The sequence below is a fragment of the Mucilaginibacter sp. genome (genome assembly GCF_028288225.1).
Classification (GTDB): domain Bacteria; phylum Bacteroidota; class Bacteroidia; order Sphingobacteriales; family Sphingobacteriaceae; genus Mucilaginibacter.
In genome coordinates this window covers 21011-41032 of sequence record NZ_JAQBOC010000080.1, presented here as the reverse complement: position 1 = coordinate 41032, position 20022 = coordinate 21011, and the positions used below count along the sequence as shown (strand labels likewise).

Here is a 20022-nt window from a genome sequence, read left to right as displayed (position 1 = left end):
ATTTTGGTTTAATTTGACATTTATTTAGGTCTGTTTAATTTCCTGCTCCGTCAGTTTTTGCCCGTTGCACTGCATACTGGCCAACTTTGATTCCTGTAGCCATACCAGCTTCAATATCTGAGCGGTAATGGATCGCGCCATATAGCCGCGACAATGATGCCTGGCTGGCCAGATCATTAAATTTATTGCCCCTGTCAGGCAGTAAATAGGTTAATACCGTAGCAGCAGCAGCACTAAAATTTGAGTGGCCTGATGTATAAGCCGGGAAATTAGGAATGCCAGTTAATGTTTTAATTTTAGGATTTGCCTGGGTTGGGCGTTGGTTAAAGTAAAAATACTTGGTATCCCAGCAAACAATTGCGGCATCCATTTCGGCCATGTTTAACAGGGCAAAATTGCGGGCCCAGCGCACTTCGCTGTAATTTTGCTTTACAAACTCGTCTGCTGCAATAGCGTTCCAGTGCCCTGGTGGTGTATAAGTACCAACACCATCGGCCCAAAACTCAACTATTGCCTGGTGTTCGCGGGTTGGGTTTTCGCTGTAGGTAAGTACTTCTGCAACCTCTTTTTTAAATGCATCAGAGTTTGTTGCATAAGGCGGCGCTGGTCTTAATGCGACAACAGTAAGTGTATCGAATAAAAACGGTAAAGCCTTACCAAATAGCGGAAGCATCGGAGGCCTTAATGGCGATTCCAGGCTTATCCAGTATTGTTCGCCCCTTGCAGCTGTTTGTGTTTGTAATTGTGCCCATAATGCCGGGGTACCAATTGCTTTTCCGGCGCGGTCTGCTTTGGCACGGGCTACAAAAACATCTGCAACTTTAGTGCCTAAAGCCTCACCTGCATTAAGCTCACCTCTTACATTGGCTCCAGCCATTATACGGTATAACTTTTCATCGGCCGCTTTTTGAGTAATATAGTCTATATCAGCAGGAAACAACAGCTTCATTATCTGCACTGTAGCACCTGCAACAACAGCATCTTCACTTGGGTATGATGGCAATGCAGACTTTGGAATGAGTGGTTTTATACTTGCATCAAAAGTGTATGGCGCCGCACGGTTATACATGTTTTTATAATGATATGCGGTTACCAAAGCGTCATATTGGGCAGCACTTACATAAGCATAAGCGCGTGCCGCATATGGCGGATTTGAAAAAGGGAACAGCGGATAAGCAAACGGGTTAGCAGCATTTGGAAAAGGATAGGTACCGTCAGCATTTTGATATGGCGGTAAATTATGCTTGGCCACCAGGTCACGTAAAATTTCATTCCACCTCAATACAGCGCCTGCGCTCCAGTATTTAACTATGGCTTTTTGATCGTCAGTTAATTTGCCCTGGTATGATTTTATTTCGCTTATGTCTGCCGCATAAGCTGCCGAATTAGTAGCATCCGGAGCCGGCATGTTGAACACTGTAGGGTCTTTTGCTAACACAGGTTTCCAGGTATCGGCATTCAGATCGATATTTGCCGGAGCAAGTGCAGGGTATTGTGTAGTGCGATCAATCACTCCTTTTTTACAGGACCCTAAAAAAACTGATGCTGTTAACGCGAACAACGTCATTATATAATGTATATGTCTTTTCATGGCTATTTATTTAGTTTTTTTTGAAAAATCAAGGATATAATATACAGATGCGAATAAATTGGTGCTTTGACCAACATTTCTGCCACTTACTACATAATTACCACCAACAGTAAGCTCAAGGCCTGTTACATTTTCAAAGCTGTATTTTGCAAGCCCACCAACTGTTGTCATGTTCATCCTGTTACCGGGGAAAGGCATATCGTTTTTACGGATATCAAAACCGCCCTGTGTGGTGGTATGTGAAACAATACCTTCAATATTTAATTTGAGGCTACGGTAACCGGCGCTGAACAACAAGTTTGATACATTTGGCATAGCTACCTCGTTGCTGTATATCAGATGGTCTGTATAGTAAGAATTTCGGTCGATAGTTATATTGCTGCGTAAAATATACTGGCCTGCACCGGCAACAAAAAAACGGCCGGTTTGGTAATTTAAAAGCCCGCGCAGCGATACCGATTTACTGTGTAAACCAATAGATACAGGTAAAAAATCGGGTTCATAATTAGTTAACGGAATTGATCCTTCAGCAATAGCATGGATGCTGAAAAGTCCTTTGCCAATTTCACTGATAAAAGCAAGATATTTTAAAGCTACTGTCAGGTCCTGAACACCGCTTTGGCCTTTAAGTGTCCCCCGCGATGCATTTGTTTTAACATATGGCGCCATTGCCAGAATGTCAAGCTTATTAGTTAGCCCGTAGTTGCCTACAGCCATAAATGAATTGGTTGACAACGTGCCAATGTTGGCATTATTGCGTTTAAAAGTTCCTTCCCAATAGTTTTTCCAGTCGCTGTGGGTGTATACAACACCTGTACAGAGAAAGTTCTTAGGGATCATTAATGCATCGGCATCCGTTTGCGCATTGGCTGTCTGCGAAAAAGCAACGCAACAGCAAACGGCTAAACAATACCTATAAAAATATAGGTGTAAAGATCTAATCATGGTCTTTAGTTAAAAGAATAAAAGGTTAAGAAAGTAATAAATGTGCTTAATCGGGTAAAAACCTGGCTACAGATAAAATCAGCATTAAAAGAGAAACTGCTATAAGCTTTGATACAAGGAGTTATAGTTAAACATGCAATATGCACAAACATATAATACAGCATTTTTGACTACAAACAAATTGAATTAACAACCTTATAAAATAAGGCCGCACAAAACATGTTATAAAGCAGTTTTAGCTGATAAAATTGGGTGGTTTACCCGGAGAGTCGATAAAAGGACTGTTCAGTTTAAAAGATACAGACTTGTCATTAGGTTTAAGCTGTGTTTCAAATTCCTGGTAATGGTATTTAAACGCCTGTAAATTATAGTCACTAAGGGTGTTGATTTTTTTGAAAGATGCATCGTGTCCCTTTTTAGTTAGTGGCACGTCATTTATCTGGTTGGCAGTAATAATGTTTGCTTTTACAAGGTGAGTTTTAACCGTATTGGGGATACAAACAAAATACATGGTATCGTGGGTCATTTTAAGCCTCACATAGTTATAAAATGCATCTTTTAGTTGGATCTGGCCTTGTACTACCTCATATTCTTTCCAATCTTGTAAAGTGGGCATATTAACAGGGATCTTTATCTCAATAAGCTTGGCATCGTCTATCTTATTATCAAAGATCTCCTTAACCATTTGCACATCCGATTTATGGATGTAATATTGAAACAGCAAAGAATATCCACCTATCGTAAACAGGTGAACACACAACATTCCAATGGCAAATAACCGTTTCAATTAATAAGGTATAACTATGGCTTACTTCTCGGTAGTAAATGTATATAATTTTTAGTTTAACAATGCAATATTTTTTTGAAAAATATTAAATAAGATTAATATTTAGAAATATTCTATTTAGTAATCATTTTTGCGCTGGTCATCAGTTCATTTTAGTTATGGGTATATTTGTGCTGTACCATATTTAATATCACTAAATGGACGATTTTATTGCCGCACGGTCGCAAATGGCCATCTCATTGGGCTTTCACATTATATACTCTTGTATTGGCATGGTGATGCCCGTCTTTATGGCTATCTCACACTATAAATGGATAAAAACCGGGGAACCTGTTTATAAGAACATAACACAGGCATGGAGCAAAGGGGTCGCCATATTTTTTGCTACCGGAGCTGTGTCGGGCACTATCCTGTCGTTTGAATTAGGCTTACTATGGCCTAAATTTATGGAACATGCAGGCCCAATATTTGGTATGCCCTTTTCATTGGAAGGGGTAGCTTTCTTTATTGAAGCTATTGCCTTAGGCTTTTTTCTTTACGGGTGGAACAAGTTTAACAAATGGTTTCACTGGTGTACGGGTGTAATGGTAGGTGTAAGCGGGATAGCATCCGGCATTTTGGTGGTTTCGGCAAATTCATGGATGAACAACCCTTCAGGCTTTGATTTTGTTAATGGCCAATACCTTAACATCGACCCGATAAAAGCTATGTTCAATGGCTCGTGGTTTTCAGAAGCGCTGCATATGACAATTGCCGCATTTTTGGCAACCGGCTTTGCTGTGGCAGGCATCCACGCTTTAATGATCGCCAAAAGGCAAAATATTCAGTTTCATACTAAGGCATTTAAAATAGCTATAGTTTTCGGGGCCATTGCAGCCATATTGCAGCCGTTTAGTGGTGATATATCTGCAAAAAATGCGGCCGACAAACAACCTGCCAAACTGGCTGCTATGGAAGCTTATTTTCATACACAGCCTTATTCCCCCCTTACCATTGGCGGCATACCTGATACTGCAAACAAAAAAATAAATTATGGCATTGAGATCCCCGGGCTGTTAAGCTTTTTAGTGTATGACGATTTTAAACAGCCGGTAAAGGCTCTGGATACTATCCCCAAAAAAGATCAGCCGCCAATTACAATTACCCATATAGCTTTTGAAATAATGATTGCTATCGGCTCTGTAATGATGCTTATCGGAATCTTATATTTTGTGGCGATATGGAAAAAGAAAAGCTGGCTCTCAAAAAAATGGTTCCTTAACCTGTTTATCTTATCAACTCCATTTGGTTTTATAGCAGTGGAGGCCGGCTGGACGGTTACCGAAGTTGGCCGCCAACCCTGGATAATACAGGGTGTAATGCGCACCAGTGAAGCAGTTACGCCAATGCCCGGCATTAATTATTCGTTTTACCTGTTTACCGCCGTTTACATTATATTAAGTGTGGCTGTAATATTTTTATTAAAGCGACAGATAAAAATGGTTCCTGAATTGTACGACCGTTAAATTAAAGCTTATGCTGTATATAGTTATATCCTTCCTGTTTTTGTCTATAGTATTATATTTCCTGCTTGGCGGTGCTGATTTTGGAGCGGGGATTATCGAGCTTTTTACTTCCGAAAAAAATAAGCCGCGTACCCGTAAAACCAGTTACCAGGCCATTGGGCCTATTTGGGAAGCAAACCATATGTGGCTGATAATTGCAGTGGTAATAATGTTTGTAGCTTTTCCTGCTATATATAGCACCATGTGCACCTACCTGCATATTCCGTTACTCATCATGTTGTTAGGAATTACAGCAAGAGGAACAGCATTTGCATTCAGGAACTATGATGCCATAAAAGGAGAAAACACACAGCGGATCTATAATAAGGTATTTGTGTATTCAAGCTTTATAACGCCGCTGTTTTTAGGGATTATAGCAGGGAGCGCTATTTCAAGGCAGATAGATCCGCATGCTGCATCATTTTTAGATGCTTATATATTTAGCTGGTTAAACTACTTTTCGGTGGCCGTTGGCTTGTTTACTGTTGCCTTAAGCGGGTACCTTGCCGCCATTTACCTTATTGGCGAAGCGGATAACGAACATGATGTGAAGCGGTTTATTTTAAAAGCCAAGGTAATGAACATCCTGGCCGTAGTTTTTGGCGGAATGGTTTTTATTGCTTCCGAAATTGAGCATATCCACATGGCACATTGGATCTTTGGAAACCCGGTTAGCCTTACAGCAGTTATTGCAGCTTCAATTTCATTGGCCGCATCATGGATCCTGATCAATAAAGGCAAAAGAAAAATAATCCGCATTGGAGCCGGTTTCCAGGTTACCATGATCCTCCTGGCAGTTGGATATATGCATTATCCCTATTTGGTAATGATAAAAGGCGGACAAAATCTATCCCTGTTTGCCTACCATGCGCCGGCAAAAACAATTGAAGTTTTAGCGCTCGGACTCATGACCGGCAGCGTGCTGATCCTTCCCTCATTATTTTATTTGTATTATAGTTTTCAAAAGAAGGGTGAGGTTGTCTGAATCAGAATTTTCAAAATTAAAGAATGTTCAAGATTCATTTTGAGATATTCTGTTAATTCTAAAATCCTGTAAATTCTGATTCAGACAAAAAAAAGCCTACAGCCTCTTCACCTTTATGCTCCTGAAAAACACTTCATTACCATGATCCTGCAACAGCAGGTGCCCTTCCTTAGCTTCGCCAAAGTTTTTCCATACAACGAATTTACTTATAGCTACCAGGTCACGAAATTCCTTTGAACCTCTTTCATATTCAAGCACTTTTACACCATTTAAATAATGTTCAACATGGTTATTAGGGTAAACAACTACTCTTCCTGTGTTCCATGCGCCTATCGGGTGAACAAAACGATCCTGTTTTTTTGCGGGGATCAAATCATAAAGCGATGATAAGGTCCGGTCGCCATCGCGGCCAAGCTTTGCATCCGGATGCAGCTTATCATCCAATACCTGGTACTCCAAACCAATGGCAGAGCCTTTTGTAACTTCAGACAACGTAACAAAATATTTTAGCCCGCTGTTTGCCCCGGGAGTCAGTTTAAACTCGAACGACAAGTCAAATGCGCTGTACAAATCATCAGTAACCACGTCACCACCACCTGATTCTTCTTTTCCTTCTGATGGCAATACATGCATTGCCCCTTTTGCATACTCCCAGCCTTTGGTTGGAAACGTTGCAATTGTTGCGCCATGCCAGCCTTTGGGCGTATGACCATCATATAGTAGTTTCCATCCGCCGGCTTTTTCATTTGCTGAAAGTGAGTTTGGCGATAAATTAACGGTGTAAATATCTTTCGGGAATGGCGCTTTTTTTAGGTTTTCGGTTTGGATGCGGATGTTTTTAAAATAAACCTTTTTACCAGCTTGTTCTTCCTTGCTTACGGCATGTACCTGCAAACCTATAAAACCCTTGCTATCCACCGTATCAACCACATTGGCTATTGCAACACCATTTATCCAGGTGCGCATTTCATTGCCGATGCATTCAATGCGGATGTGGTTATATTCTCCCACTTTAAAAACATCCTTTGCTTTGGCATGCAGATCAAGCGGATATAACCAATCCCTGCGGCCCTCATCATAGATCCCTCCCGACCATTTACGGTCTGACGGATCAATTTCAAACTGCCTGCCGTATACTTTGCCTTTCCCTTTATTCCCGGCCGGGTCATAGTGACTACGGGTTTGAACCCCTGAATTGCTTAACGTACTTTCAATTTTGGTATCCAGTTCCAAAATAAAATTACCGTATTCTTTTTCTGTTACCAGGAAAGTATTGCCTGAGTTTAATACCGTTGTACCAACAATAGCACCGTTCTCAACTTTATAATCAGCAGTGCCGGCCAGGCGTTTCCAGCCTTTAAGAGTCTTGCCGTCAAATAAACCCGGTGTGCTTTGTGATTTGGCTTTAAACGGGATAGTGAAAGCTGCAAACAACAGAATAATTGCAGCATTAATAGTTAGTTTTTTCATGTTAGATATGGATATTGTGACTAATTCAATAAGCTTTTTTCAATTCCCCTCCCTTCCGTAAACGGTAAGGAGGGCTAAAAATCTACACTTTTGGCTCCCACCCTTTTTCATATTCCCTGCTCCAAAGCCTCATCGCCTCAGGGTCATTTAAAATATGGCCGTTTGATGGGTCGATATGCAATACCCGGTCAACCCGGTATGATATATTTCCCAGCTGGGGCAACAGCGTTGATTTAAATCCTGTTTCAATAGGGCAATTCAATTTTGCTGTTCCCTGTATTGATTCAATAAAGTTTTTCATGTGCATACCGTCAAGCGCTTCTGTAGGGCTCACCTTGTTTGTGGCATCAACAGGAACTTCATCCTTAACTTCTCTTACCAGCTTATTTTCGCCATCGTAGATCTTGTAGCCGTTTCCGCCCGTATAAAACAGTGTCCCTTTATCGCCATAAAATATAACTCCACGGCCTAACCCTTCCATGTTATAACCATTACAGCTTCTTCCCTCCCATTCGGCTGCTGTATCATTTGGGAAATTATAAAGGATATTTTGTGTATCAGGTGTTTGCCAATCGTCCTTAAAATGGAATCGCCCGCCGGTTGAAACCACTTTAGTTGGGAAATCAACACCTAGCCCCCAGCGGATCACATCCAGCTCGTGCGTACCGTTATTTAATGCTTCTCCTGTCCCCCAGTTCCAGAACCAGTGCCAGTTATAGTGGATCAGGTTATCCCGGTATGCTTTGCGCGGCGCAGGGCCTTGCCATAGCTCATAGTTTAAGTTTGACGGAACAGCAACCTGCTTGCCAATGCCAATGCTTTCACGGTGATTGGTGTACCATCCTTTTGCATAATAAGTACGGCCTATAACGCCATCGCGCAGTTCCTTAACCATTCCCTGTACATTGTTAAATGAACGGCGCTGACTGCCCATCTGTACAAGGCGATTATATTTTTTTGACGCTGCTACCGCCATCTCGCCTTCATGCGGATTATGGCTGCATGGTTTCTCAACATACACATGTTTGCCGGCCTGGCAAGCAATTATGGTTGCAGGGGCGTGCCAGTGGTCGGGCGCCGCTATAACAATCGCGTCCACATCCTTTTTCTCCAGCAGTTTTCTTATATCGGTAAATCCTTCCGGCTTTTTACCTGTGCGCTTATAAATATCGGCAATGGTGTTTTCAACAACCTTCGAATCCACATCACACACAAACCCAATTTCGGTGTTTGGAATTTTTGCAAAGTTTTGAGCAAGATAAAGTCCGCGGCTATGAGTACCCATCATACCTACCACCACCTTTTCGTTTGGCGAGCCTTTGAAAAAACCGGCAGCCTTTCCTAATTGGGGGGCAAGCAGAAAACTTGTTCCTGCTACGGATGTGGTTTGAATAAATTTTCTTCTGTTGATCATGTTTGTTAGTTAGATTAAGTTGGATTGAGTTAGATTAAGTTAACTGAGTTCGCCGGGTATGGTTTCTAACCTAATCAACCCAATCCAACTCAATCAACCTAATCAACTATTCTAATGTCGAATACACTAATACTTTAAACTTATCCGATAGCTCGCCATGCGGGTAAGGCCATTCCTGCACATAGAGCAGGCACACCATGTGCTCTTTAGGATCGGCCCAATAAATGGTGCCATAAAATCCGCCCCAGCTTAATGAGCCCTCGGTTTGACCCAGCTTAGCCTGCCCATCCTTTGTGCCTATCTCAAAGCCCAGCCCGAATTTATTCCTGTCTAAATTCAAATTACCAATCTGGTTCATGGTCATCATTTCAACAGTATGCCTTGATAATAAACGGTGACCATTGTACTCGCCGTTATTTAACATCATCTGTAAAAAAATGGCATAGTCCTTTATAGTTGAGCTTAGGCCTGCCCCGCCTGCATAATATGTACCGGCTGTTTTAGGATAATCCCAGTTTATACCGGGGAAGGTAGTTTCATCCGCTTTAACAAGGTGCCGCAATTTGTCTGGTGTATAAACAGGTGTCAGTCTTGAATATTTTGAAGGCGGCAAATAGAAGTATGTATCATTCATGCCGAGTGGCTGAAAGATCCGTTCTTTGAAAAACTGATCGAGGCTTTTGCCGGACACTTTCTCAATTAAATAACCAAGTACATCATCATTTAAACCATAGGTGAACCGCTCACCGGGCTGGTGCACCAACGGCAGGGCGCCTAATTTATTAATGGCGTCACCAAGTAATAACTTATCGTAAACAAAACCGGCATAAATACCATTCTTTGCATAAATCGCCTTCATGTTGTTTGACCCAATCTGAGCATAATCAATACCTGATGTATGGGTTAGCAAGTCGCGAATAGTTATTTCCCGCCTGGCATTAATTGTTGTATAAGTGGAATCTTTAGGGTTAAATTCAGCCAGTACTTTAGGGTGAGCAAATGATGGGATGTATTTGGAGATAGGGTCATCAAGTAAAAACTTTCCCTCCTCAAAAAGCATCATTACGGCAACACTGGTAATGGCTTTAGTTTGTGATGCTATCCGGAAGATCGCATCCGTTTGCATGGGGATCTTCTTCTCCGCGTCAGCCTGTCCAAATGCTTTATTATAAACTATCTTGCCGTTCCGGGCTATAAAAGCATCGGCACCGACAACCCAGCCAGAATCTATATATTGCTTAATCAGCTTATCTATCCGTTGGAGTCTTTCCGGTGAAAATCTTTCTGTAACCGGATTCCCGGGCAGTAGTATATTACTTTGACAAAAGGTATTGAAAGAAAAAAACAAAGCCGGCAATAGTACAAACAGACTTTTTTTGACCATAATGATTTGGTTTACAAGGGTTATAATTTTTATTAGGTTAACTGGCTTTCATAGAAAATAAAAAACCTGTCATTGATACACTAAATGTATGAACATTTGATTATAAGTTAATCAAATGTTCATAGGTTTGTTACAATAAAACCCTTTAAGAGATTAACCTAATCCAACTCAATCAACTTAATTTAACCCAATCAACCATGTTTCACACTCCTCCAAATATCGAGAAGCCACCATCAACGCAGATCATCGATCCGGTAACAAATGCAGAAGCATCGCTTAACAGCCAAACAATGGCTCCGATCAATTCATCAGGATGTCCGAATCTTTTAAATGGCGTGTTCCTTATTACTTTGGCACCTCTGTCGGTATAGCCGCCTTCTGGCAGGGTTAATAAATTTCTGTTTTGCTCGGTGAGAAAAAAGCCTGGAGCAAGTGCATTCATCCTGATGGCATCGCCATAACGGTTAGCCAGCTCCACCGCAAACCATTGGTTATAGCAATCAACAGCTGCCTTCCCCATATTGTAACCCAATACTTTTGTTATGGCCCTTTTTGAGTTCATTGACGATATATTAACAATGCTGCCTTTCCCTGTTTTGGCAATGGCTTCACCGAAAACCTGGGTAGGATTTAATGTACCCCATAAGTTAAGATCCATCACCTCCTTCATCCCCTGCAGGTTCATGCTGAAAATATCCTCCTCAGGCTGTAAAACACCTTGCGGCATGTTACCACCGGCTCCGTTTACTAAACCATCCACCCTGCCGAATGCTTCCAATATTTTATTTTTGGCAGCCTCCAGTTCATCAATCTTCATAACATCGGCAACTAATGCAATAGCCTTTCCACTATTTGCATTAATATGCGCTGCCCGTTCTTCGGCAACCACTTTATTGCGACCCAATATACCAACAGTGCCGCCAGCCTCAACAATGCCGTTTACAAATGCATTCCCTAAAATACCGGTACCACCGGTTACAACAATTACTTTTCCGCTTAATGAAAATTTATCAGTCATATTTTTAACAGCCAGGAATCAAGAGGTCAAGATTCAAGACTTGTTTTTAAGTTAATATTTATGTTTAGTTATTAATTTTCCCGTCTTAATTCCTGACTCTTGATTTCTTGCTTCTCATCTCTACCTTAAGTCGCTTATTGAAATAGCGTCCATATCGGTATAATCCAGATTTTCACCTGCCATTCCCCAAATAAAGTTGTAATTGCAGGTGCCACTGCCCGAGTGAATACTCCAGGGCGGTGAAACAACAGCATCATAATTATTCATCATAATGTGCCGGGTCTCACTGCCTTCGCCCATATAATGCACTATTTTTTGCCCTTCCGGCAAATCAAAATAAAAGTAAGCTTCCATCCGCCGGTCATGCGTATGTGCAGGCATAGTGTTCCAAATACTACCGGGCTGCAATATGGTTAAGCCCATTACCAACTGGCTGCTTTTGATCCCTTCCGCATGGATATATTTGTTGATAGTACGCAGGTTAGCTGTTGCTGCATTGCCCGCTTCAACTTTGGCCGCATCATTTATTCCCATAAAAGTTGTTGGATATACCATATGTGCCGGGGCCGAGAGCAAATAAAACACGGCTGCATCCCTGCTGTTATTACTGCTAAAAGTAACTTGCTTAACACCTTTACCTATGTACAAACAATCAAATTTTTTCAGGTTATAAGCTTGTCCGTCGGCCTTGACCGTTCCTTCACCGGCCACATTAATTATCCCTATTTCGCGGCGTTCTAAAAAATAATCGGCACGAAGGTTGGGATAATTTTCTAAAGTAAGCTGTTGGGTAACCGGGTTGGCCGTGCCTACAATCATCCGGTCATAATGCGTATAAACACAGTTAATGGTATCTTTTTGTACGGTATTGTCAATTAAAAACCGTTCTCTAATTAACGATGTGTCATAGGTTTTAAAGTCTTCCGGGTGTACGCTATGTAAAACTTTCAATGTTGTTTGTTGGTTTGATGTTATTATAAAGGTTTTAAATGTCGTAGTGGGTTGTAAAAGTTAACCCATCTACTTAAATCCAAAGTTAGTATTTACGTTCTCAAAAAAAAGGTAAATTAGTTTTTACAAAAAAAAGCTAATTTACATCCCATAAAAACCTAAATAAAATTAAGCACCAATTGTACCATGAAAACTTTAACCGTTTACAAAAAATCACTACTGCTCTTCGTATTTTTAGGAATAACCGGCGTTGCTTTAGCCCAGGACACCTGGGATGAAAATGCCGCAACAACCTGGCTCAATAAAAAAGAGTGGAAGAACGGGCTTAAGCTGGACTTACACTCATCAGTAAATAAAGTTGTATTTGCTGAACAATACCATAAAAACCAGGCTGCATGGGATAAAGCGTTCGCATTTTTACGGGACAGTGACCTTACCAAATTAAAGCCCGGAAGGTATCCGATAGATGAGACCAATGTTTACGCCATAATAACCGAAGCACCGTCAAAAGAATTTGAAAATTCTGCATGGGAATCGCACCGTAACTATATCGATCTGCAACATGTTATAAAGGGCCAGGAGACTATTGGTGTTGCGCCTGTATCAAAAGCTACAGTTACCAAACCGTACAGCGAGGCAAATGACAGTGCCAATTACAATGCCGAAGGGCAATATTATATTGCAACCCCGGACATATTTTTCCTCTTTTTCCCGGGGGATGCTCATCGCCCCAATATTAAGGTTGCAGGTTATGATGTGGTGAAGAAGATTGTGATAAAGATAAAGGTGGCCGGATGAGGTGGAAAGAGGTGAAAGCTGAAAGGTAAAAGGCAGGAGTTTTAAGACTTACGAAGTAAACTTCATAAGTCTTAAAACTATCAATCTTCAAAAAGGCTGATCTCAATTGAATACCCTTTAACTATCTGCATTATTTTAGTGCATTCAACAGGTGCATCATTACTTTGCACACGCAGGATCCTGTCGCAATCATCCAGATCGAAATTAAAATTAAAGGCCGGTAAATGTGCCTGCAGCACCTTTAATACTTTGCCGGCTAATCTTTTATTTTTCACATTAGTTCTGAATATTTCTACCATAATTAAGTGAATATTAGCTTTATAAATAAATCCATTACACTTTTACTGTTTTCCATTTGCCTCTTTTAAACAGGTAATAGCTTAATGCAGCTGCCACAACCTGTGATATAAGGATAGCGTAAAAAATAGCCCTCGGCTCTCTTATATAATATTTGCTTAATACCCATGCCAACGGGATCTGAAACAACCAAAATGCTATAAGGTTAACCAATGTTGGCGTGCGGGTATCACCAGCCCCGTTAAAGGCATTCATCATAACCATTTCAATACCGAAAAACACATAACCCAGACTTACAATCCGTAATGACTGTATGGCATACTGCCTGGCCTGCGGGTCGCTGTTCATAAAATTTACTACAGGTGTACCAAAAAGGTAAAAGAACAGGCTGACACAAACCATAAAGATGATGGTATAACCGCTTGTTGTCCAAACACTTTGTTCTGCACGCTCCGGCTTGCGTGCACCCAGGTTTTGCCCAACTAAAGTAGCTGCAGCATTGCTCATGCCCCAGGCAGGCAACAGGAAAAATAAAAGCAACCGGATGGATACCTGGTAACCTGCCATAGCTGCTTCATGAAAGCCCTCCATCAGCCGCGCCAGGAAGATCCAGCTTGCCGAGCTTACCAGGAACTGGATAGTACCGGTGCTGCCTATTTTTACAATTTGCAGCAATAATTCTTTATGCGGCTTTAACTGGGCAGCGTAAAAATGCAACAAACCTTTACGGATAAATAAACGGTATAGTTGATACATAACCCCTATTCCCCTGCCAACTGTAGTAGCAATAGCCGCCCCTTTTAACCCCAGCGCCGGAACCGGCCCCCAACCATAAATAAGTAAAGGACAGAGTATAATATTACAGATATTAGCTATCCAAAGGCTTCGCATAGCAATGCTGGCATCCCCGGCCCCTCTAAAGATGCCATTGATCAAAAACAGCAGCATAATAACAATGTTACCGCCAAACATTATGCGAGTGTAAACTATATTATCAGCAATCATTTTGTCATTTGCACCCATAAGGTGTAAAATTGATTCTGCCGAATAAACACCCGCAATAGCTATAATGGCCGAGACCACAACAGAAAAAAGGATAGTTTGCATGCCTGCATGCGCAGCCCCCTCAAGATTTTTTTCACCCACCCTGCGGGCAACCAATGCAGTTGCAGCCATACTTAAGCCAATTGCTATGGAATAAACCAGGCTCAGAACAGATTCCGTAAGCCCTACCGTAGCAACAGCTGCATTACCCAGCTTACCTACAAAAAATATATCTACCACCGCAAAAACAGATTCCATCATCATTTCCATTATCATGGGAATGGCCAGCAGGAACACCGCCTTGCGGATGCTTCCTGCTGTATAGTCCTGTTCACTGCCTGCTATGGCCTGTTTTAATAAAAAGAAAAAGCGTTTGAAACTAAGGGAGGTAGAATTATTTGTCATTATTTTTTTATTTAGTACTGCCAGCCGCCGCTTTTTGTTTTTTTAAATGATAGATATAAGCGAGGGCAAAAAGAATGATGAATACAAACATGAAGCTCCACTGTTTTGCCGGATCACCAACGGATATGCTTGAATAGGTAGCCCAGATCAAATCAAATGCAAAACCTGCGTATGCCCATTCTTTAAGTCGCGCAAAGCCGGGGATAAGTATTGCTATAACGCCTAATATTTTAGCTACGCTTAGCGATGCGCCAAAATACTCAGGATAACCTAAATGTTTGGTCACTATTTCCTTAGCGGCTTCCGGGTTAAGAAAGCCTGATATGGCAGAAAATAGCATAAGGGCAGCTAACAAGCCGTTAAAAACCCAAAAAAGAATGTTAATTTTTTTCATCGTGATTTTTTTTTATTGGTGATTGTAATTTATAATAATAAGTTTAATTACAGTTATTAATTATTCAATAAGCTTTTGATAAATATTTTTTAACTGGTGTGTATGCCTTAGGGTATGGCAAGTTACAAAAGCAACCGCCTCCTGCCTTGTCAAATAACCATATACGGGCAGCTCAAAAGCCATACATGTTTTTGTCAGATCAAGTGTTTCAGCCGCATTAACCACATTTTCCCTGATACTTTTTAAGCCAGAAACCAATTCATTTTTATCATAGTTTTTAGCTTCAGGGATAAGAATATCCGGAGCTTTCATTTTGATATTAAAGTTCAGGAAGTCACCTTTTATTTTTGGTATAACTTCATCCGGTTTTCTTTCAGTGTCCTTAACCGGCCCTTTTAATATATCTGCAAACCCTGAGTTTGCCTTAACCATATGTTGCGCCAATTGACCGGCGGTCCAGCTTCCTTCAAACGGGACAACATTAATTTGTTCCTGGTCAAACCTTGAAAGAAGTGTTATAAGTCCGCTCAATGCCTCATTTACGTCCTTTGTAATTTCCTGTGTTTTCATTGGTTTATCATTTAACTTAAGTGTACTTTGGTAAATATTGCCTTATATCCCAGGTCCTCGCCATCTTGTTTCCAGCGCCAAATGCCGGTTATGGTATTTCCGTTATTGCTGTACTTGCCATTAAATTCCCCTTTAATTCCCGGCATATCAATAGATACTACATGATCTGTTTCATTTACCGTATAGGTATATTCAAGTACTTTGCCATCATCATCAAAATAGTGCGACTTTAGTGTTCCGCTTTCTTCATCGTACCCAATAAATTCAAGGCCTTTAGCTCCTTCCAGGTCTACATATTGTACTAAAAAAAAGCCTCCTTCCATCCAACTGTAACTAACCTGACCGCATACTTCACCCGAGACATTCCAGATGCCAACCAGCTTTTCAAGCTTTTTAAGTTCCGGATTGGGTGTCGGCTTCTTTTTAATGATCATTTCAGCTCTCCAGGATACTTTTCAGATTATTCAGGCTTGTTCCCATGTCCTTGCTAAGCATACCGGGTATAAAAAGATTCATAATGTTCATGGGATATGGGTTTTTGCCATTCATTGCCCATTGTACGCTTGTTTGGTTTTCAGATACCGCCATGGTCTCCATAAAAACTTCAGCTACGTTTTTAAAAGGCTTCTCAAACTTCACCTCGCTGTCAATGCGGGTGTTGCCGGTAATACTTTTTATTTCCTGTTCACCTTTTCCTACGTTTTTATTTTCACTGTCCCAGGTGTAAATAAACCCAACCGTTCCGTCTGTCCCAATATAATCCATTTTGGCATCAGGGTCCATCATAGCCCATTTGTTAAAACTCCGTTGGTTTTTAAGTAGTTTGATGTAATCAAATACATCGCTGGTGTTTTTATTAATGATCACCTGTTGCTGAACGGTATAATCTTTTTTTACCACGGCCGCTGCTATAAAAACAAAACAACAAGGGCTGCAATAATGATAAGTACGGTTAATAAAATATTCATGGCTTATTGATTTTCGTTTTTACTATAAATTACCATCCAATTAGTGCCAAACCTGTCCTGGAAAACACCAAACAGATCTCCCCAAAATTGAACTTTTAACTCATCCATTATTTTACCGCCTTCAGAAAGTTTTTTGTACAGCCTGTTAATTTCTTCCTCGCTGCTGCAGTTAATTAACAGCGATACATTGTTTCCTTCAATATGCCCCCAGGGGCCTGTCATGTCCGATCCCATTACCAGTATATTACCATCAGGCAATGTTAATGAGGCGTTCATGATCTGATCCTTCATGGCCGGCGGGCACACATTTTCAATAGGTGAACCTTCAATTGGCGATAAAACCAAATCTCCGCCAAAACACTCGTGGTAAAAAGTCATCGCTTCACGGCATTTACCATTAAAGCCAATGTATCCGTTTATCTGTTTCATAATTGTTTAATTTATTGTGGTTAATATTATTTGTGCTATTGAATAATACAAACATACAGCGGATAATACTTTTACGCAGGTGCCAGGAATGACAACATAAGGGGGGAATTATGACAATTATGCCTGCGTAAAAAGATTAACCATTTTAAAAAACAAAAAGGGGAAATGACCTTCTCCTGCTCTCCCTAACATTAAAGCCTTATCTTTGCCGTATGCATAAGGCACTGTTAAAATTAATTTTAGCGCTTTTTTTATTTTCTGTTATTGATCAGGAGGCTTACAGTGCACCCTATCATTATGGGAACCAGGGCGCTGATTATTACCAGACCGGCATAAAGATCCAGGCCCATGCACTTTCAATAGATAAGATTGTTCACCAGGGAGTTATTTCCCATCCTATCTATGGATCAGTTAAACCCTTATGGATCGGTAATTTAAATGTATCGGGAGATGGACTTACAATTGCCTACCATACTTTATTTCTCCAAAACCGGCTGCATGTTATTCACCGGCAGCAATTTATCCGGTCATTATTATTCCCGTATCATTTTTTTGGGTAAAATTTATGTTTAATAATTAAACATAGTAAAGCGTAAAACACGCTGAATTTTCACCTTAAAATTAAAAAAAAATGACTCATACTACTGAGAATATTCTCATTACGGCTATTCTGTGCATTATTATATTTATTCCGATTTACCTGGCTGTAAGAAGCGCCCGCATCAAGAAAGCGAAAAAGATAAGTAATGAACTGTCTGCGATAGAAAAGAATCTCAACCTTTCATTACAGGCTATTGAACAGTTTGATTCCTTTGTTCTTGCAATAGACCGGGCGAAAAAAATCATTATAAAAATGGCCCTGAAAGATTACAGCCCGCAACTTATAGATCTTAAAAGTATAACAGGTTGTATGCTTGAAGAAAAAAAGCAGGGCAAGGCAATTCAGCAGCTGCAATTGGTTCTACTTGGCAAAGACCAGCAGCCTCTTCATCATATTGTTTTTTACCAGAGATATATTGATAATGAAGGACGCCTTAAGCGAACTGCACAAGTAGCAGCTCAATGGGAGGTGATGATCAAGGCAATAATTTGAATCAACTGCCTGACGTCCCTTTCATTTGGTTGTGAGGGACGTTAAATACAAAATATTTTATTGTAAGTATTAACGCCTAAGGTTGTAAATGATCAGTTATTAAAGCGTTAAGCCGTAATTTTTTGATAATTTTAAAACATAACTAATCAATTATATGAAAAGACGCAGAGTAAACTTTCGGAAGGAGATAATCAATACGTTACTTATTACAACAGGAATATTCAGCGCTGCATTTGGCTTGAAGGGCTTTTTGATCCCCAATGAATTTATTGATGGAGGTGTAACGGGGATCTCACTGCTGATCAGCTCAATAACCAATTGGCCAATATCAATTTTAATTATAGTTATAAACGTACCTTTTATATGGCTGGGTTATAAGCGGATAAATAAACTGTATGCTATTAAAACCTTAATTGCCATTTTAATATTATCGCTCGTATTGTATTTTATTAATTTCCCGCAGGTTACTAATGATAAATTGTTAACAGCTGTATTCGGCGGATTTTTCCTGGGCACCGGAATAGGTTTGGCCATGCGTGGCGGATGTGTAATTGATGGGACTGAACTGCTGGCAGTTTATATTAACCCTAAATCATTTTTATCTGTCGGGCAAATAATCCTTACCATCAATATTGCGATATTTGGTGTTGCAGCCTTCTTTTTAGGGGTCCAATCCGCTTTATATTCTATCCTTACCTATCTTGCTGCTTCGCAAACTATCAATTACATTATACAGGGCTTTGACGAATATACAGCGGTTACCATTATATCGCCCAAAAGCGAGCTGGTAAAAAATGTGATCATCCGCCAGTTACACCGGGGCGTTACCGTTTATAAAGGCGAACGGGGTTTTGGAAAAAATACAATTGAAGATAAAGACATTGATATTCTATACGTTGTGATAACACGGCTTGATGTATCCCGCCTTGTAAGTACTGTGCAACAGGTAGATCCTAATGCGTTTATTATTACCCATTCAGTATCTGAAGTTAAAGGTGGATTAATTAAACGCCATGTTTTATCTCACTAATTTTTATTGCTTCAATATTCATTAATTTTACGCTCTTTCAATTATACACCTATATAAATGGAAACACCTAATAGTAATACGCAGGCTATTAAGGCCGAAGCATTTAGAGCATTGCACGAACGCCAGGGTATATTTGTTATTCCTAATCCCTGGGATGCGGGTTCGGCGAAAATTTTGGAAAGCCTGGGTTTCGAGGCGCTTGCTACCACCAGCGCCGGCCTTGCATTTTCACTGGCCAAACCAGATGGATTGTGCGCAGTTAGCCGCGATCAAACGCTGAAAAATGCACATGATATTGTTATGGCAACCAACCTGCCCCTATCAGCCGATCTTGAAAATGGTTTTGGTAAAGCCCCTGAAACTTGTGCTGAAACCATATTACTTGCGGCACAAACTGGTTTGGTTGGCGGTTCCATAGAAGATACCACCGGTAACCCGGAAGACCCTATCTATCCATTTGAGCTGGCTGTTGAACGGGTTAAGGCAGCAGTAAAAGCTGCAAAAAGCTTATCATTTCATTTCACACTTACGGCCAGGGCCGAGAATCTGATATATGGCAAGCCAGACTTAAAGGACACCATCCGCCGCCTTGAGGCTTTTGCGAATGCCGGCGCCGATGTGCTTTTTGCACCGGGTTTAAAAAACCGTAATGAAATTGAAGCGGTAGTTAAAGCAGTAGCGCCAAGGCCCGTTAACGTGGTTATGGGCCTTGGCGTGTCTGATTTTACTGTAAGCAAGCTCGCTGATCTTGGTGTAAAAAGGATAAGCCTTGGCTCATCGCTTTCACGGGCAGCTTACAGCTCATTTATGAGCGCTGCCGAAGAAATAAGCCGGGAAGGTACTTTTACCTTTGCCAACAATACTATTCCTTATGCCGTGTTTAATAAGCTATTTAAATAGCCGGC

At 40.8% G+C, this 20022-nt stretch carries 22 protein-coding genes; 7 read left to right on the top strand and 15 right to left on the bottom strand.

Annotated elements, in window-relative coordinates:
• Nucleotides 1–34 precede the first annotated feature (34 nt).
• From JWQ54_RS23765 to JWQ54_RS23755, 3 genes are all read right to left on the bottom strand, one after another.
• Complete coding sequence (locus JWQ54_RS23765; RefSeq protein ID WP_299590084.1) at nucleotides 35–1591, bottom strand: phosphatase PAP2 family protein; 1557 nt, start codon at nucleotides 1589–1591, stop codon at nucleotides 35–37.
• A gap of 6 nt (nucleotides 1592–1597) precedes the next feature.
• On the bottom strand, nucleotides 1598–2536 hold the full coding sequence (locus JWQ54_RS23760) for a transporter (protein WP_299590083.1): 939 nt from the start codon (nucleotides 2534–2536) through the stop codon (nucleotides 1598–1600).
• A 235-nt stretch (nucleotides 2537–2771) separates the two neighbouring features.
• Entirely contained in the window at nucleotides 2772–3323 is a 552-nt protein-coding gene (locus JWQ54_RS23755; RefSeq protein WP_299590082.1) for a hypothetical protein, read from the bottom strand.
• Between the two features lie 197 nt (nucleotides 3324–3520).
• Between JWQ54_RS23755 and JWQ54_RS23750 the strand changes: the two genes are divergently transcribed.
• The gene (locus JWQ54_RS23750) at nucleotides 3521–4828 is read left to right on the top strand and encodes a cytochrome ubiquinol oxidase subunit I (RefSeq protein ID WP_299590081.1); all 1308 of its coding nucleotides are present in this window, start codon (nucleotides 3521–3523) and stop codon (nucleotides 4826–4828) included.
• Nucleotides 4829–4838: 10 nt separating this feature from the next.
• Nucleotides 4839–5852 (top strand): cytochrome d ubiquinol oxidase subunit II, encoded by a 1014-nt coding sequence (locus tag JWQ54_RS23745; protein ID WP_299590080.1) that lies wholly within the window; start codon nucleotides 4839–4841, stop codon nucleotides 5850–5852.
• Nucleotides 5853–5948: 96 nt separating this feature from the next.
• On the opposite strand, the gene JWQ54_RS23740 is transcribed toward JWQ54_RS23745, so the two are convergent.
• From JWQ54_RS23740 to kduI, 5 genes are all read right to left on the bottom strand, one after another.
• A complete protein-coding gene (locus JWQ54_RS23740; RefSeq protein WP_299590079.1) occupies nucleotides 5949–7322 on the bottom strand; it encodes a DUF1080 domain-containing protein in 1374 nt (457 codons plus the stop codon).
• A gap of 82 nt (nucleotides 7323–7404) precedes the next feature.
• A complete protein-coding gene (locus JWQ54_RS23735; RefSeq protein WP_299590078.1) occupies nucleotides 7405–8736 on the bottom strand; it encodes a Gfo/Idh/MocA family oxidoreductase in 1332 nt (443 codons plus the stop codon).
• Nucleotides 8737–8842: 106 nt separating this feature from the next.
• On the bottom strand, nucleotides 8843–10120 hold the full coding sequence (locus JWQ54_RS23730; RefSeq protein ID WP_299590077.1) for a serine hydrolase: 1278 nt from the start codon (nucleotides 10118–10120) through the stop codon (nucleotides 8843–8845).
• Nucleotides 10121–10322: 202 nt separating this feature from the next.
• Nucleotides 10323–11138 carry an SDR family oxidoreductase gene (locus JWQ54_RS23725; protein ID WP_299590075.1) on the bottom strand — a complete coding sequence of 272 codons (816 nt, stop codon included), beginning with the start codon at nucleotides 11136–11138 and terminating at the stop codon, nucleotides 10323–10325.
• A gap of 120 nt (nucleotides 11139–11258) precedes the next feature.
• The gene (kduI, locus tag JWQ54_RS23720; protein WP_299590074.1) at nucleotides 11259–12089 is read right to left on the bottom strand and encodes a 5-dehydro-4-deoxy-D-glucuronate isomerase; all 831 of its coding nucleotides are present in this window, start codon (nucleotides 12087–12089) and stop codon (nucleotides 11259–11261) included.
• 186 nt (nucleotides 12090–12275) lie between these two features.
• On the opposite strand from kduI, the gene JWQ54_RS23715 reads away from it, so the two are divergent.
• The gene (locus tag JWQ54_RS23715) at nucleotides 12276–12887 is read left to right on the top strand and encodes a YhcH/YjgK/YiaL family protein (RefSeq protein WP_299590072.1); all 612 of its coding nucleotides are present in this window, start codon (nucleotides 12276–12278) and stop codon (nucleotides 12885–12887) included.
• A gap of 80 nt (nucleotides 12888–12967) precedes the next feature.
• On the opposite strand, the gene JWQ54_RS23710 is transcribed toward JWQ54_RS23715, so the two are convergent.
• The 7 genes from JWQ54_RS23710 to JWQ54_RS23680 form a co-directional block, all read right to left on the bottom strand.
• On the bottom strand, nucleotides 12968–13186 hold the full coding sequence (locus tag JWQ54_RS23710; protein WP_299590071.1) for a methyltransferase type 11: 219 nt from the start codon (nucleotides 13184–13186) through the stop codon (nucleotides 12968–12970).
• Nucleotides 13187–13220: 34 nt separating this feature from the next.
• A complete protein-coding gene (locus JWQ54_RS23705) occupies nucleotides 13221–14633 on the bottom strand; it encodes an MATE family efflux transporter (RefSeq protein ID WP_299590069.1) in 1413 nt (470 codons plus the stop codon).
• A gap of 7 nt (nucleotides 14634–14640) precedes the next feature.
• On the bottom strand, nucleotides 14641–15027 hold the full coding sequence (locus tag JWQ54_RS23700) for a DoxX family protein (RefSeq protein WP_299590068.1): 387 nt from the start codon (nucleotides 15025–15027) through the stop codon (nucleotides 14641–14643).
• 60 nt (nucleotides 15028–15087) lie between these two features.
• Nucleotides 15088–15597 (bottom strand): DinB family protein, encoded by a 510-nt coding sequence (locus JWQ54_RS23695; protein WP_299590067.1) that lies wholly within the window; start codon nucleotides 15595–15597, stop codon nucleotides 15088–15090.
• Between the two features lie 11 nt (nucleotides 15598–15608).
• On the bottom strand, nucleotides 15609–16031 hold the full coding sequence (locus JWQ54_RS23690; protein WP_299590066.1) for a hypothetical protein: 423 nt from the start codon (nucleotides 16029–16031) through the stop codon (nucleotides 15609–15611).
• A gap of 1 nt (nucleotide 16032) precedes the next feature.
• Nucleotides 16033–16497: an SRPBCC family protein gene (locus JWQ54_RS23685; RefSeq protein ID WP_299590064.1), complete on the bottom strand. Its 465-nt coding sequence runs from the start codon at nucleotides 16495–16497 to the stop codon at nucleotides 16033–16035.
• A gap of 71 nt (nucleotides 16498–16568) precedes the next feature.
• On the bottom strand, nucleotides 16569–16994 hold the full coding sequence (locus tag JWQ54_RS23680; RefSeq protein WP_299590062.1) for a VOC family protein: 426 nt from the start codon (nucleotides 16992–16994) through the stop codon (nucleotides 16569–16571).
• A gap of 212 nt (nucleotides 16995–17206) precedes the next feature.
• Here JWQ54_RS23680 and JWQ54_RS23675 point away from each other — a divergent pair, with 212 nt between their 5' ends.
• The 4 genes from JWQ54_RS23675 (at nucleotide 17207) to JWQ54_RS23660 (ending at nucleotide 20017) form a co-directional block, all read left to right on the top strand.
• Nucleotides 17207–17554 carry a hypothetical protein gene (locus tag JWQ54_RS23675; protein ID WP_299590061.1) on the top strand — a complete coding sequence of 116 codons (348 nt, stop codon included), beginning with the start codon at nucleotides 17207–17209 and terminating at the stop codon, nucleotides 17552–17554.
• A 71-nt stretch (nucleotides 17555–17625) separates the two neighbouring features.
• Nucleotides 17626–18087, top strand: a complete 462-nt coding sequence (locus JWQ54_RS23670; protein ID WP_299590060.1) for a hypothetical protein — start codon at nucleotides 17626–17628, stop codon at nucleotides 18085–18087.
• A 154-nt stretch (nucleotides 18088–18241) separates the two neighbouring features.
• The gene (locus JWQ54_RS23665; protein ID WP_299590058.1) at nucleotides 18242–19117 is read left to right on the top strand and encodes a YitT family protein; all 876 of its coding nucleotides are present in this window, start codon (nucleotides 18242–18244) and stop codon (nucleotides 19115–19117) included.
• A gap of 57 nt (nucleotides 19118–19174) precedes the next feature.
• Complete coding sequence (locus JWQ54_RS23660) at nucleotides 19175–20017, top strand: oxaloacetate decarboxylase (RefSeq protein WP_299590056.1); 843 nt, start codon at nucleotides 19175–19177, stop codon at nucleotides 20015–20017.
• The last annotated feature ends 5 nt before the right edge of the window (nucleotides 20018–20022 follow it).